Origin of the sequence: Lwoffella lincolnii (assembly GCF_037201985.1) — a bacterium.
GTDB classification, from domain to species: Bacteria; Pseudomonadota; Gammaproteobacteria; order Pseudomonadales; family Moraxellaceae; genus Psychrobacter; species Psychrobacter lincolnii.
The window spans coordinates 2,014,735-2,028,523 of record NZ_CP147511.1 but is presented as its reverse complement, the minus strand read 5'-3'; the positions used below and the strand labels follow the sequence as shown (position 1 = coordinate 2,028,523).

Below are 13,789 nucleotides of genomic sequence, written 5' to 3'. Positions count from 1 at the left end.
ATTTTAGTTGCTTGATTTAACTTCATAACTGAATAACTGAATAACTGAATAACTGATAATCAAATCATCAAATCATCAATTCATCAAGGAGTATCCCATGATATACCAAGGAGACCGTATCCAAATTGACATCATAGATGATGGCATTGCCAACATGCACTTTAATGCCAAAAATGAAAGTGTCAATAAATTTGATGCCCAAACCAACCAACAATTCACAGAAGCGGTTACCGCTTTACAAAACAATGACACCATCAAAGGCTTGGTGGTTACCAGTGGTAAAGGTGTATTCATCGCTGGGGCGGACATCACCGAATTTATCGGTTACTTTCAACAGAATGAAAGCGACATCAAAAAGTGGATTATGGACATCAATGCGGTGTTTAATCGCTTTGAAGACTTGCCATTTCCCAAAGTTGCTGCCATCAATGGGGCTGCGTTGGGTGGTGGTTGTGAGATGACTTTGGTGTGTGATTACCGTGTTATGAGTGATGACGCCCAAATCGGTCTGCCAGAGACGCAATTGGGCATATTCCCCGGCTTTGGTGGCAGTGTGCGTGCCCCACGCATCATCGGTATTGACAACGCTTTAGAATTGATTGCCACTGGCAAGCCACAAAAATCCACCGAAGCGTTAAAATTAGGCTTGGTAGATGCCGTGGTTGCCCAAGATGGGCTGATTGATGCTGCCATTGATTTGGTTAAAAAATGTATTGCAGGTGAGCTGAATTGGCAGGGCAAACAAGCAGAAAAACGCAACCCTGTTAAACTCAATGAATTAGAGCAACGCATGGCATTTGATTCTGCCAAAGGCGTGATTTTTGCAAAAGCCAATCCCAAGCAATACCCTGCTGTGGCGTTGGCAATTGATGCGATTGAACAACACGTCAATCTGCCACGTGATGAGGCAATCGAAGTTGAAGCGACTCACTTTGCCAAAGCTGCCAAAACCCCACAAGCCACTGCTTTGGTTGGGGTATTCTTAAACGACCAAGCCGTCAAAAAACTGGCAAAACAGCACAGCAAAGATGCTCATGATATTCATGAAGCCGCCGTGCTTGGGGCGGGCATCATGGGCGGTGGCATCGCCTATCAGGCCGCCAGCAAAGGCTTGCCCATCATCATGAAAGACATCAAAGCACAACAGCTTGAGCTTGGCATGAATGAGGCAAGTAAACTGCTTAGCAAAGGTGTTGAACGTGGCAAATTGACCAATGCCCAAATGGGGGAGACGTTGGCACGCATTCGCCCCACCTTAAACTATGGTGATTTTGCTGAGACTGACATTGTCATCGAAGCGGTGGTGGAAAACCCCAAAGTCAAACACGCCGTACTAAAAGAAGTCGAAAGCTTGGTTAAAGATGATTGCATCTTGGCATCTAACACGTCCACCATTTCTATCAGCCATTTAGCAACCGTGCTTGAGCGTCCAGAGAATTTTGTCGGCATGCACTTTTTTAACCCTGTGCATCGCATGCCCCTTGTGGAAGTCATTCGTGGGGTGCAATCTTCAGAGCAGGCGATTGCCACCACCGTGGCGTTGGCACAAAAAATGGGCAAAATGCCTATTGTGGTCAATGACTGTCCCGGATTTTTGGTCAATCGTGTGCTGTTCCCCTATTTTGGGGCGTTTGACTTATTGGTCAAGCAAGGGGCAGACTTTGCCCATGTGGACAAAGTCATGGAGAAATTTGGCTGGCCCATGGGTCCTGCTTATTTGATTGACGTGGTGGGTTTAGACACAGGCGTGCATGGTGCTGAGGTGATGGCTCAAGGATACCCTGACCGCATGAAACCTGATTATAAAGGTGGCATCAAGCACCTGTTTGACAATGAGCGTTTGGGACAAAAAAATGGCATGGGCTTTTATCAATACGAAAAAGACAAAAAAGGCAAACCCAAAAAGACCGTTGATGCCACCACGTATGAACTGTTGGCACAAGTGCAAGATGATGACAAACAACGCTTTAGTGATGAACACATCATTGAGCGAATGATGCTGGCATTTTGTAATGAAACCGTGCGTTGCTTAGAAGATGACATCGTGGCAACCGCTGGTGAAGCAGACATGGCAATGTTGATGGGCTTGGGTTTTCCGCCGTTCCGTGGTGGACCTTGTCGATACATCGACCAGATTGGTTTAGACAACTATTTGGCACTGTGCAACAAGCATGCCCACCTTGGCAAAGCTTACCAAGCCCCCCAAAAAATCCAAGATATGGCAGCGGCAGGCGAACGCTTTTATGAATGATGAGTTGATGAATGATGATGTCATCATCACCGTTACCCAAATACCGATAAATTACAATTACTCATAAATAAGGAATAACAATGACAACTTTAAGTCCCAAAGACGTGGTGATTGTCGATGGCGTACGCAGTGCCATGGGCAAATCAAAAAACGGCATGTTTCGCCATGTGCGAGCCGACAACCTATCTGCTGAGTTGGTCAAAGCCTTGGTGGCACGCAATCACTTTGACCCAAAAGACATCGAAGACATCATCTGGGGTTGTGTCAACCAAACCTTAGAACAAGGCATGAACATCGGTCGCAACATTGGCTTATTGGCAGACATTCCTAAAACCACAGGTGGCCAGACCGTCAATCGCTTATGTGGCTCGTCCATGCAAGCCCTGCACACCGCCGCCGCCCAAATCATGACCAATCAAGGCGATGTGTTTATCATCGGTGGTGTGGAGCATATGGGGCATGTGGGCATGATGCACGGCATTGACATCAACCCTGCGGTGTCCAAACATTATGCCAAAGCGTCCAACATGATGGGTCTGACGGCTGAAATGCTCGGTCGCATGAATAACATCAGCCGTGAACAGCAAGATGCCTTTGGGCTTGAATCGCACCGCCGTGCGTGGGAAGCCACTCAAAAAGGTCGTTTTGATAACGAAATCATCGGAATAGAAGGTCATGACGATGAGGGCAAATTACAACGTTGCACGGTAGATGAAGTGATTCGCCCCGATGCCACCATGGAATCCATGCAAAAACTACGCCCCGTATTTGACCCTGTTCATGGCACAGTTACCGCCGCCACCTCATCAGCCTTATCTGACGGTGCGTCCGCCATGTTGCTGATGAGTGCTGATAAAGCCAAAGCGTTGGGGCTGACACCCAGAGCTTGCATTCGCAGTATGGCAATCGCTGGTTGTGATGCTGCCATCATGGGTCATGGTCCTGTGCCAGCCACCCAAAAAGCGCTCAAACGTGCTGGCATCAGCCTTGACGATGTCCAAACCATTGAACTCAACGAAGCCTTTGCCGCTCAAGCGTTATCTGTATTAAAAGCCTTAAATCTAACCGATAAACAAGACATCATCAACGTCAATGGTGGGGCAATTGCGTTGGGACACCCATTGGGTTGTTCGGGGGCTCGCATTCTTGTCACCTTACTTAACGTCATGGAGCAACAAGACACCCAAATCGGTCTTGCCACCATGTGTATCGGCTTGGGGCAAGGCATTGCCACGGTGATTGAAAGAATTTAATGACACACGATAAATTAATGACGCACGGCGATTAGTCAAACAAACCGTTTTGAATTCAAAACGGTTTTGTCTGTTTTGTTTTTTCTGCTTTAAGGTGCTGATGATGTTGACGGTGATTTATCCCCCATTTTTTGCCCCATTTTAACCACACTGCCTTGATGAATGTCAGCTTGCCACATCACCCCTGCCTGTTTTGGCATCAGCACAATGGCGGTTGAGCCCAAATAAAACCGCCCCAACTCCTCGCCTTTATTGAGCATGATGTCATGGTTTAACTCTTGAACATGATTGCTTCGTACGATTTTGCCCGTTGCCACCGTCTCTATGCCTGCCACAATCATCGCCCCCACCATCACCACAGCAAAGCGTCCTGTCTGCCCATGAGCAAACGTGGTTTCAAACACACACACCAAACGCTCATTGCGAGCAAACACATCTGGCACGTTTTGAGCCGTCGCATCATTGACCGAAAACAACGTCCCCGGCACATAACGGGTTTTTAGCAGACGGCCATTTAATGGCATATGCACACGGTGATAGTTACTGGGCGCAAGATACACCGTGGCAAAACTGCCATCGGTAAAATATTGCCCATCATCAAGGTTAGCAAGCAGTTGAGCCACCGAATAATCACGCCCTTTGGCTTGTAATATCTGTTGTTTGTTCATGTGCCCAAGGGCAGACACCACCCCATCAGCAGGGCAAGCAATGCCATTTGTCGAGTCATCAATGGGTCGTGCGTCTTGTGCCAGCTCACGAGTAAAAAAATCATTAAAACTGTCGTATTGGCTTAAACTTTGGCGTTGATATTCGTCCAGCTCAATGTCATAGGCATTGGCAAATCCGTGAATCAGCACCTTTTTTAACATGGCATGACGTGAACTGGCAAGTTGTCCAGCCACTTTGCTTAGGGTTTGTTGGGGGATAAGGTGTTGCACGGTGGCAAATAACTTGGCGGTCAGATGCTGACTGGGTTTAATGCTGGGTTTGATGGTGTGTCTCATGGTATGTCTCTCTGATGTTGGCACATGGGTGATTGATGGGTGATTGGATTAATGGGTGATTGTGATGGAATGACGCTTATTTTAGCATAAGTGAAACATGGTAAATTGACCGATAAAAACGTACAATACGCACAATACTTAAGTTAACCAAAAAAAAGTTAACCAAAAAATCAGTTAACCAAATGAACAAACAATAGGCGAGAATATCATGAGTCTACCCAACTGCCCAAAATGCACGGCCGAATATACCTATGAAGATGGGGCATTGCTGATTTGTCCGATGTGTGGTTACGAATGGACGCAAGCGGAAAGTGATGCCCAAGAGCAAGCAGACAGCGACAGCCCAATCATTCGTGATGCGGTGGGCAATGTGTTGCAAGATGGTGATTCGGTAACGGTGATTAAAGACTTAAAAGTCAAAGGGTCATCAACACCGATTAAGGTTGGCACTAAGGTGAAAAGCATTCGCCTAATCCATGATGCCCCTGATGACCATGACATCGATTGCAAAATCGAAGGCTTTGGGGCGATGAAACTTAAGTCATCGGTGGTTAAAAAAGCATGACGTGATGACAGATGATGACTGCGTAAAATTTGGGACATAAGAACATCAGTAAAGCACATGGTACGATTGCCATTCAAGAGCTGACCGCTCATTTTGATTGGTTTGACACGCTTGGCTTACTCATCATTCTTAATCTTACTAAAAAAAAGTAAGGAGTTTGACAAAAGAGCAACCATCGACTAAACTATGCTTGACTGCTTGACTGCTTGACTGCTTGACTGCTTGACTGCTTGACTGCCATATCTACGTCTACGTCTTTCATGCTTGTGGTCTGTTAGTTAGGTCAGGTTATTTAGATGCTGTCTTAGACTCTTAGACATTATGATAACCATCGTGGAGATGACCTTATGAAACACACAACCTTAACTCCCCCTCCCTTAAAAATCGCCATTGTCAGTGCCATCTTAGGCTTAGGTGCGGTGTCTACTGTGCATGCACAACAAGCTCAGCAGAGCGAGAAAATAGATATGAAGCAAGTAGAAGCTAGGATACAGGAATTAGAAAAAACTCTTCAAAGTGGACAACAGTTACAAAACGATCAAACAATAAGTGAGCTTCTATCATTATCTAATATCCGAAATTTTAAAACTATCCAAGAAAATAGCCAAAAAATCACAAATACGGCAAACCTTTATGTGACTCAGACAAGAACGGTGGGGAATAACGAAAAAAAAATCGAACAACACCAAAAGAAGATTGCTGAAAACACAAAAAATATTGATGAAAGTATTCAACAATTGACCCAAACTCAAAATGCTCTGATTGAGCAAAACGAAGAAATTAATCAAGATATTCAAGGGGTTGCAGAGCTTGTAGAAAGCCAAGGCAGTCAAATTGAGAAAAACAAAACTGCCATTGAACAAAATGCTAATAAAAACCTTATCAATGTGTTTGAGATTGAGAAAAATAAGACTGCCATTGCTAAAAATAAAAAACATATCAAAGACTTAGCAAGAGCTCAGCTTGCTGGCGTGGCGGTCATGGAGGAGCTAGATAAAAATATCCAAGAAAATAAAGCTGATATTTCTTCAGTAACCAAAAAAGCCTTTCAAAATCAAATTGACATTCAAAAAAACAACAGCTCTATCGAAGATCTGTATGAAGCCACCAGTGATAACTTGGATAAAATCTCACAGCTAGATGGCGCAGTGTTTAACAATACTCAAAACATCAAAGATTTGGTTGCTTACAGTGAAATGCAAGACAAATACGCTCAACAGCAAACCGATGCGATTGATGCACTCAACAAAGCAAGTTCTGAAAATACGCAAAACATCGAAGACCTAGCCGCTTATAACGAGCTACAAGATGCCTATGCTAAACAACAAACTGAAGCCATTGACGCTTTAAACAAAGCAAGCTCTGCTAATACCGATAATATTGCTAAAAACCAAGCAGATATTGCTAATAACATCAACAATATCTATGAACTTGCTCAACAGCAAGATCAGCATGCCTCTGACATCAAAAACCTTGGTAAAGCAAGCTTAACCAATACCAAACGTATTGCCACTGCTGAACTGGGCATCGCTGAAAACAAAAAAGACGCTCTGATCGCCAAGAAACAAGCTAACCAAAACAAAGCTGACATTACCACCAACAAAGCTGACATTACGAAAAACAAAGCTGGTATTACCACCAATAAAGCTGATATTACGAAAAACAAAACCACACTTGCTCAACATCACCAAAGAATCGATGCAAATAAAAGAACCATTGATGCAAACCAAAGAGCCATCGAAGCAAAATTGGGTGGTAAAGTAGATGCCCAAAAATTGGTGGATTTAGAAACAAAAGTTAAGCAAAATCAAGACAAAGTTGACGAAAGATTGACAACCGTCCAAGAAAACTATAGCCAACTTAACACACAAGTCCAATCCGTCGACAACAAAGTTGGCACTGTGAATGCTCGGGTTAATGACCTAAATGATAAGGTTGAAAACAGCATGGCTGCCCAAGCTGCCTTAAATGGTCTGTTCCAACCCTATAATGTCGGTAAAGTCAGCGTCTCTGCAGCCGTTGGGGCTTATGGCTCAAAATCTGCCATCGCTGTCGGTGCAGGCTATCGTGTTAACCCACACTTGGCATTTAAAGGCGGTGCAGCCATTAACACCAGTGGCAGTAGAAAAGGCTCTTATAACCTTGGCATTAACTACGAGTTTTAATCGTTAATAAAATCTGTTCATCAATAAAAGCTTAGTGTCCCAAAAAAGCAGTCAGTTAATTGACTGCTTTTTTTATACCAAAGATTCCACCACCACCGCCTGACAAAGTGCGTTTTTATGCCAATGCTGTTGCCAATATTGTAACAGTGTGGGGTCTGTGTCGTCGTCGATGGGCAAAAATACACATGCCCCAGAACCCGTTAACCGTGGGGTAGCAGATAGCTTGTGTGTGTGGCAAAGATGCCATAACGCATCAAACGCACTCGCCACGTCATCGCTTAACTGCCTAACCACAGGTTCAAACACATTACAAAATGGTGGCACAAGTCGGAATAAATAGTCATCTTGTCTATCAACCAACTCTGCGGTGCTGAGCATGGGCAAGTTTCGTTGTAATTGGGCATGGGCAAACAACTGAGCGGTGGCGATGTGTGCCTGTGGCAATAACAACAAGTGGCGTTGATTGGGCAATCTAACTGGCTCAAGCACATCACCGATGCCTGTGGCATAAGCGTCCTGCCCCAACACAAAGATTGGCACATCTGCCCCAAGCGTCCGCCCAATGGATTGTAGTTGTGGATTGGATAAACCGAGTTGCCATAGGTGGTTGAGCATCAACAAAGCAGTGGCGGCATTAGAAGAACCGCCACCCAGCCCAGCCCCTGTGGGAATGCGTTTGTCTAAGCTGATGTCAATGATGGGCAAAGAAACTGGCATGGCAGTGGCATGCTCTGCCACGTAAGACAGCAGTGCGTCAGTCGCCTGATGGATAAGATTGTCGGTTACAGAGGGCGTGATGCCATCAGCCCCATTTAAATGTATGGGGCTGATTGATGTTTGTGTGCTTTCTTTTTTTGTGCTTTCTGTTTTTTTGATATGTGCTTTTGTCGCCAAATAATCGGCTAAGACAAACTGCCTTGCCAATGGCTCAAATCGCATGGCATCGCCCCAATTCACCAGGCGGAACAGTGTCTGTAGGTCATGATAACCATCTGCCCGCCTACCTGTGATGTGTAAAAAAAGATTGAGCTTGGCAGGGGATAATAGCCAAGATGATGCCATGGTTGGGGTTGGGCAGTTGTCTGATGCCATGTGGTTAATGATGGCATGAGCGGTTGGCATTGATGGCAGATGCCTTGCTGTTGCTTGCTTTATCGTTGCTCTCTTTATCATTGATGGCGGATACTCATGGTGAGTTTACTGCCATTGGCATGGGTGGCAGTGATTTGATTGGGCAAGGCGTAAGGATATCCATCAAGGCGTGTATCATGGTGATGCTTGACATCATTGGGATAGGTAAAATGGGCTGTCCACTCACCATTAACCGCTTGTGTCAGGCGGCCATGTTCGTCTTGATGTTGGGTGGTGTCTGATGGGGCTGGTGAGCCTGACAGCCAATAGGGTAGGTGTGAGATGGGGGCTTGCCAGTTGGTTGCTTGCAATAACAAAGCTTCAGGGGTTGGGGCAGTCATTGTGCCTATGCGGGCATTCTTTAACATGGCGGTACTGCCATTGTATGTGATGGTGGTCAAGCCTAAGCCCAACGCCCCTTGCAACTCAATGGTAAAGCGGTCTTGTTCTTGCCCCCACGCATAAAAGGCACTGCCAGCTTGGTTGTTGCTGGTGTTGACCATGCCAATTTTGCCCAACAGTGCAAATTTATCTGGTTTGATGGGGGTTAGCGGTGTCATGTCTGATGCTGTAATTTCTGATGCCTTGATTTCTGACGCCTTGATGTCTGAGACCGTTTGTGCGGGCATGTTACTGGCTGTGGTGTTAGGCGTGCTTTGACAACCAACCAACCATGATGCTGACAGCACCGCAGATAGGGCAATGCTGGTGCGATGTTTGCATGGGGCTAATTGAGTGCGTGAGTCAGGGCGAACAGATGGGTCAGGGTGGTTAATACGCATAAACGTCTCATTTGTTTGGGCTGTTGCTGTCTAAATTAGAAAAATAGGCGTCATCATAGCCAAATCTTTGTTGCAAGTCAGTGAGCAATTTGTCAACTTGTTGCTGGTCATTAAGACCATGATAAGCACTTAACAACATGATGCCAACCTGTAAATCCGCTTCGATGGCATACATGTCCTGTAAATATGCCACCACTTTGGCATGGTCGCCTTGCCTTAAAGCACCACGAGCCAGTAACTGAATGGCTCGGCGATGATGATGGTGGTCATGGTTAGGGTCATCAAACGGCACATCAGCAATGCGTTGTGCCAGCTGTTGCCCTTTGACAGAGTTGGGGTCGTTGTCTAAAAGTAATTCTGCCAAGTTTAACACATAAAGGGAATCATCAGGATAGGCATGTGTTAAGCGGGTGAGCAGTTGCTGTTTAAGAGCAAAATCACGCTGATTATCAAGCAGTTGGGTATAAGCGTACAAAATCGCTTCTTTATTCCCATAAGTCTGTAATGCCATTGCCAAGATGGATTTGGCATCGTCATGTTTGCCTTGTTGGTGCAAAATGTCCGCTTGCAAAATATCGGCATCATGGGCGTATTGGGGGTATTGCTGACGTAAGTCGTTGATGATGCTCAAGGCGGTATTAGGCTGATTTTGTAATAACGCAAACGCCACCATTTTTTTGCGCGCGTTCAGCACCAATTCAGCTTGATTGACGTTGGCATAAAACTCATAAGCACGGTGATACAAATGCTGACGCTCAGCACTGATGGCAAGATAATGATTGGCTTGGTCTTGATAATGGGCATCAGTCAGTAGGTGTTCTAGCAGTTGCTCAGCTTTGGCATAATCTGCCACATCAATGCCCACCAGTCCTGCCAGCAGCGTCAGCTCGTGGTCATCTGTAAATCGGTCATGCGTGCGTTGTAGTAACTGCCACGCTTGCTGGCTTTTTTTTAACGCCAGCAAGTGGCGGACTTGTGCCAAATACAGCTCTTTGTTGTCAGGCAGTTTGCGTTGTTGTTGTTGCAAAAATGTCAGCACGTCATCTGAAGAAGCGGTTTGTTTTAAAATGTCGGCTTTTAGGTTGATGACCGCCAAATTATCAGGGTTTTGTCGCAAAGCTCGGTTGATGTGTAACAGTGCCAACTTGGCTTCATCAAACTGCAAAAGCAGACCTGCTTGTAATACTGACAATGACCAATTTTGTTCGCTGTCAAGCTGTTGTAAGGTGGCCAAAAGACGGCGTTGTTCGCTCTCTTCGGTGGGATAAATGCCTTGTAATAATTGGCTTAAATCCGCTTTTGGGTCATATTGTAAAATCTGCTTGAGTGTTTGACTGGCCGTTTCGTAATCACTCGACTGTAGGGCAAGGTGAGCCACATAAAATAACGCAGGCGTGTGTGCTGGATTGTTTTTTTGCCAATGCGTCGCAAATTGCAATGATTGTGGCGTGTCTTCATGGTGTAAAGACAGTTGTAAGGCACGCTCAAACACTGGACTGGCATTGTCTTTAAAGGCTTGTTGTTTATATAAATCCAAACCCACGTCAGTTTGCCCCCGACTGATGGCAAATTCAGCCAATAACAGTTGATACAGACTGGGTTTTTGATGGTGATTTTCTTGCTCAAGCCGTTGTGTGGTGGTGTGTGTTGCGATGATGGTGTCGGTTGAATGGTCTTGTGGTGAATTGGTGATGTCCTTGGTTGTTTTTTGAGTTGTTTTTTGGGTCGTTTTTTGAGCTGTCTTATTGGTTGTGCCTTTAAAAAAAGAATAAGGCTGGCTGGGGGGAGATGATGTGTTGGCTGGATCGTTGTTTTGCCCATCGATGCCATCTGTTGGGTTGGCTTGGTTGGCTTGATAGTTGGGTATCAATACCCTTAAAATGGGGTCAAAAATCCCCGCCTGTGTCATCGGTGTGTGGCACAGCAATGCCACACCAATGCCAAGTGATAAAAGCCAGTTGGGGCGATGATGCTCAAACCACATCTAACCCACTCACATTGTGAAATCCCCTTGGTAACTGGCTGCCTCGATTGCCTCGTTTGCCTTGATGGTTGGCGATGTCGATGGGTTTTAGAGTCATGTGGCGTTTGCCTGATGTTACCATTAAGCTGTCATCATGATGCAACGTGGTTACCGCCAACACCTCTTCATTGTCTTTTAAATGAATGAGTTTATTGCCTTTACCACGAGCTTGCTTGGGCAGGTCTGCCAACTCAAATACCAACAGATACCCTGCTGATGTCGCCACTGCCACCAAATCATGGGCAAATGAGGCCGTTTGTTCACTGCTGTTGTGTTCATCTTTATCTTGACTGTTTTTATCTTGACTGTTTTTATCTTGATTGTCATCGCTGTCATTAGCATCATTAATCAGCTTAATGGGCAATAGTTTGGCATTATCGGCAAAATTGATGATGTTTTTGCCTGCTTTTTGATTGCTGTCTAGGTTGCCAAGCTGATTGATAAAGCCATAACCTTGTGAGCTGGCCAGCAGTATTCTTTGTTCATCATCTCCTGCCAACACTTGCACGAATCTTGCTCCTGATGGTGGTTTTAGCATGCTGGTCAATGGATCGCCTTGCCCACGAGCAGATGCCAAGGTGTGGGCATCAATGCCATAGCTGCGTCCTGTGTTGTCCATGACATAGATTTTGGCGTTGGATTTGCCAAAGGCGTGCGACTGATAGGCATCACCTGAGCGGTAATTCATGTTGATTGGGTCAATGTCATGCCCTTTGGCGGCTCGTATCCAACCTGCTTGTGATAAAATGGCGGTAATTGGCTCACTTGGCACAAGGTCTGATTCTTTTAGGGCTTGGGCATCTTCACGCTCAATAACTGGGGAGCGACGAGAATCGCCATGTGTTTTTAGGTCTTCCTTTAACTCGTTAATCAGTCGTTGCGTTAGGCTGTCAGGATTTCCCAACTGTTCGTGGATAATGTCTCGCTCAGCTTTTAGCTCACTTTGCTCTTTTTTGATGTCAATCTCTTCAATTTTAGCAAGCTGTCTTAGGCGAATGTCTAAGATGGCGTTGGCTTGAGTTTCACTCAGCTCAAAATCGTGCATCAGCTGGGCTTTTGGGTCATCTTCTTCACGAATGATGGCAATGACGGCATCAATATTCAAATAAGCGATGAGCAGCCCTGCTAAGATGTGTAAGCGGTTATCAATTTTGTTCAAGCGATATTGCAGACGGCGAATGACGGTGGCTCGGCGGTAACTGAGCCATTCACTTAAGATGTCTTTTAAGTTCTTGACTTGTGGTTTGCCATTTAAGCCAATCATGTTTAGATTTACTCGATAACTGTTTTCAAGGTCAGTACTGGCAAACAGATGACTCATCACCCTTGCCACATCAACACGATTTGAACGCAATGTCAGTGTGATGCGACAAGGGTTTTGGTGGTCGGATTCATCGTGAATATCCACCACCCATGGCAGTTTTTTATGGGTCATCAGTCGAGCGATTTGCTCTTGTACCTTGCTACCAGAGACTTGATAGGGCAGGGCGGTGATGATGATTTGGGTTTTGTCATTGGGGTCGATGTGATACACCGCACGCATCTTATAACTGCCTTTGCCTGTCTCATAGATGGTTTGTAGTTCAGCTTTAGATGTGATGATTTCAGCATCGGTTGGCAAGTCAGGGGCAACAATGGATTGAGTCAACTGTTTGACGGACAGCTGTGGATTTTTAAGTAACCTGATGGCGGCTTGTACCACTTCGCTGATGTTGTGTGGTGGAATGTCGGTTGCCATGCCCACGGCGATGCCTGTTGTGCCATTGAGTAAAATATTGGGCAGGCGAGCAGGCAGGGTAGCAGGTTCGGTAAACGAACCATCAAAGTTGTCTTGCCAATCCACCGTGCCTTGTTCCAACTCTGTGAGTAAGGTGTTGGCATAACTGCTCATTTTGGCTTCGGTATATCTCATGGCGGCAAAGGATTTTGGGTCATCAGGACTGCCCCAGTTGCCTTGTCCAGTAATCAGCGGATAGCGGTAACTAAACGGCTGTGCCATCAGCACCATGGCTTCATAGCAGGCACTGTCGCCATGTGGGTGATATTTGCCCAACACATCGCCAACCGTGCGAGCGGATTTTTTGGGTTTGGCAGATGATTTTAGCCCAAGCTCACTCATGGCATAGATGATGCGTCGCTGGACAGGTTTTAGCCCATCAGCAATGTGTGGCAATGCCCTATCCATGATGACATACATGGCATAGTTCAGATAAGACTGCTCAGTAAACTCAGCAATCGAACGGTTGTCTATGCCGCTTGCGACTAAAACTCTGGTGGTGTCGGTCATTTGGTGTCTCTTTTTATACGCTGTCTTGTCTGATTATAAGCTGTTTGGACATATTGCAATTGATGTGAGCATTCATTTTAATCAAGCTCTCAATGATTATACCCAAAAAAATAAGGGGTTGCCGTATGATACGAACAACCCCAAACAATAGTACAGTATATAATATAGTACAGTAACAGTATATAATATAGTACAGTATATAATATGGTCGGGACGGCAGGATTTGAACCTGCGACCCCTTGCACCCCATGCAAGTGCGCTACCAAGCTGCGCCACGCCCCGAAAGAATGGTTTATTTTACCCAATTTTTTTTGATTTGCAAGGGTTA

At 45.5% G+C, this 13,789-nt stretch carries 10 protein-coding genes and 1 tRNA gene; 5 read left to right on the top strand and 6 right to left on the bottom strand.

All coding sequences use genetic code 11. From position 1 onward, the window contains the following. Positions 1-97 precede the first annotated feature (97 nt). Both fadB and fadA read left to right on the top strand, forming a co-directional pair. The gene (gene fadB / locus WDM69_RS09195; RefSeq protein WP_338755398.1) at positions 98-2,251 is read left to right on the top strand and encodes a fatty acid oxidation complex subunit alpha FadB; all 2,154 of its coding nucleotides are present in this window, start codon (positions 98-100) and stop codon (positions 2,249-2,251) included. An 80-nt stretch (positions 2,252-2,331) separates the two neighbouring features. Further along, positions 2,332-3,504, top strand: a complete 1,173-nt coding sequence (gene fadA, locus WDM69_RS09190; protein ID WP_078308422.1) for an acetyl-CoA C-acyltransferase FadA — start codon at positions 2,332-2,334, stop codon at positions 3,502-3,504. 89 nt (positions 3,505-3,593) lie between these two features. Here the strand turns inward: fadA and asd are convergent, their stop codons facing one another. Then, complete coding sequence (asd, locus tag WDM69_RS09185; protein ID WP_338755397.1) at positions 3,594-4,508, bottom strand: archaetidylserine decarboxylase; 915 nt, start codon at positions 4,506-4,508, stop codon at positions 3,594-3,596. Positions 4,509-4,716: 208 nt separating this feature from the next. Here asd and WDM69_RS09180 point away from each other — a divergent pair, with 208 nt between their 5' ends. From WDM69_RS09180 to WDM69_RS09170, 3 genes are all read left to right on the top strand, one after another. Continuing rightward, complete coding sequence (locus WDM69_RS09180; RefSeq protein WP_338755396.1) at positions 4,717-5,073, top strand: zinc ribbon domain-containing protein YjdM; 357 nt, start codon at positions 4,717-4,719, stop codon at positions 5,071-5,073. A gap of 29 nt (positions 5,074-5,102) precedes the next feature. After that, complete coding sequence (locus WDM69_RS09175; protein WP_276206639.1) at positions 5,103-5,225, top strand: hypothetical protein; 123 nt, start codon at positions 5,103-5,105, stop codon at positions 5,223-5,225. A 195-nt stretch (positions 5,226-5,420) separates the two neighbouring features. After that, positions 5,421-7,238: a YadA-like family protein gene (locus WDM69_RS09170; protein WP_338755395.1), complete on the top strand. Its 1,818-nt coding sequence runs from the start codon at positions 5,421-5,423 to the stop codon at positions 7,236-7,238. Between the two features lie 72 nt (positions 7,239-7,310). On the opposite strand, the gene ispE is transcribed toward WDM69_RS09170, so the two are convergent. From ispE to WDM69_RS09145, 5 genes are all read right to left on the bottom strand, one after another. Next, the gene (ispE, locus tag WDM69_RS09165; RefSeq protein ID WP_143823362.1) at positions 7,311-8,411 is read right to left on the bottom strand and encodes a 4-(cytidine 5'-diphospho)-2-C-methyl-D-erythritol kinase; all 1,101 of its coding nucleotides are present in this window, start codon (positions 8,409-8,411) and stop codon (positions 7,311-7,313) included. Further along, positions 8,408-9,151: an outer membrane lipoprotein LolB gene (locus WDM69_RS09160; RefSeq protein ID WP_078308416.1), complete on the bottom strand. Its 744-nt coding sequence runs from the start codon at positions 9,149-9,151 to the stop codon at positions 8,408-8,410. The genes ispE and WDM69_RS09160 overlap by 4 nt, the downstream gene beginning before the upstream one ends. Positions 9,152-9,158: 7 nt before the next feature. After that, a complete protein-coding gene (locus WDM69_RS09155) occupies positions 9,159-11,135 on the bottom strand; it encodes a hypothetical protein (RefSeq protein ID WP_338755394.1) in 1,977 nt (658 codons plus the stop codon). After that, entirely contained in the window at positions 11,125-13,461 is a 2,337-nt protein-coding gene (gene parC / locus WDM69_RS09150) for a DNA topoisomerase IV subunit A (RefSeq protein WP_338755393.1), read from the bottom strand. Before parC ends, WDM69_RS09155 begins: the two co-directional genes overlap by 11 nt. Positions 13,462-13,666: 205 nt before the next feature. Further along, positions 13,667-13,743, bottom strand: a tRNA-Pro gene (locus WDM69_RS09145). Positions 13,744-13,789 lie beyond the last annotated feature (46 nt).

What these genes read in the sequence shown, in the direction of transcription:
- fadB (WP_338755398.1), top strand. Translation starts at nt 98, where the DNA reads ATGATATACCAAGGAGACCGTATCCAAATTGACATCATAGATGATGGC.
- fadA (WP_078308422.1), top strand. Translation starts at nt 2,332, where the DNA reads ATGACAACTTTAAGTCCCAAAGACGTGGTGATTGTCGATGGCGTACGC.
- asd (WP_338755397.1), bottom strand. Translation starts at nt 4,508, where the DNA reads ATGAGACACACCATCAAACCCAGCATTAAACCCAGTCAGCATCTGACC.
- WDM69_RS09180 (WP_338755396.1), top strand. Translation starts at nt 4,717, where the DNA reads ATGAGTCTACCCAACTGCCCAAAATGCACGGCCGAATATACCTATGAA.
- WDM69_RS09170 (WP_338755395.1), top strand. Translation starts at nt 5,421, where the DNA reads ATGAAACACACAACCTTAACTCCCCCTCCCTTAAAAATCGCCATTGTC.
- ispE (WP_143823362.1), bottom strand. Translation starts at nt 8,411, where the DNA reads ATGATAAAGAGAGCAACGATAAAGCAAGCAACAGCAAGGCATCTGCCA.
- WDM69_RS09160 (WP_078308416.1), bottom strand. Translation starts at nt 9,151, where the DNA reads ATGCGTATTAACCACCCTGACCCATCTGTTCGCCCTGACTCACGCACT.
- WDM69_RS09155 (WP_338755394.1), bottom strand. Translation starts at nt 11,135, where the DNA reads ATGTGGTTTGAGCATCATCGCCCCAACTGGCTTTTATCACTTGGCATT.
- parC (WP_338755393.1), bottom strand. Translation starts at nt 13,461, where the DNA reads ATGACCGACACCACCAGAGTTTTAGTCGCAAGCGGCATAGACAACCGT.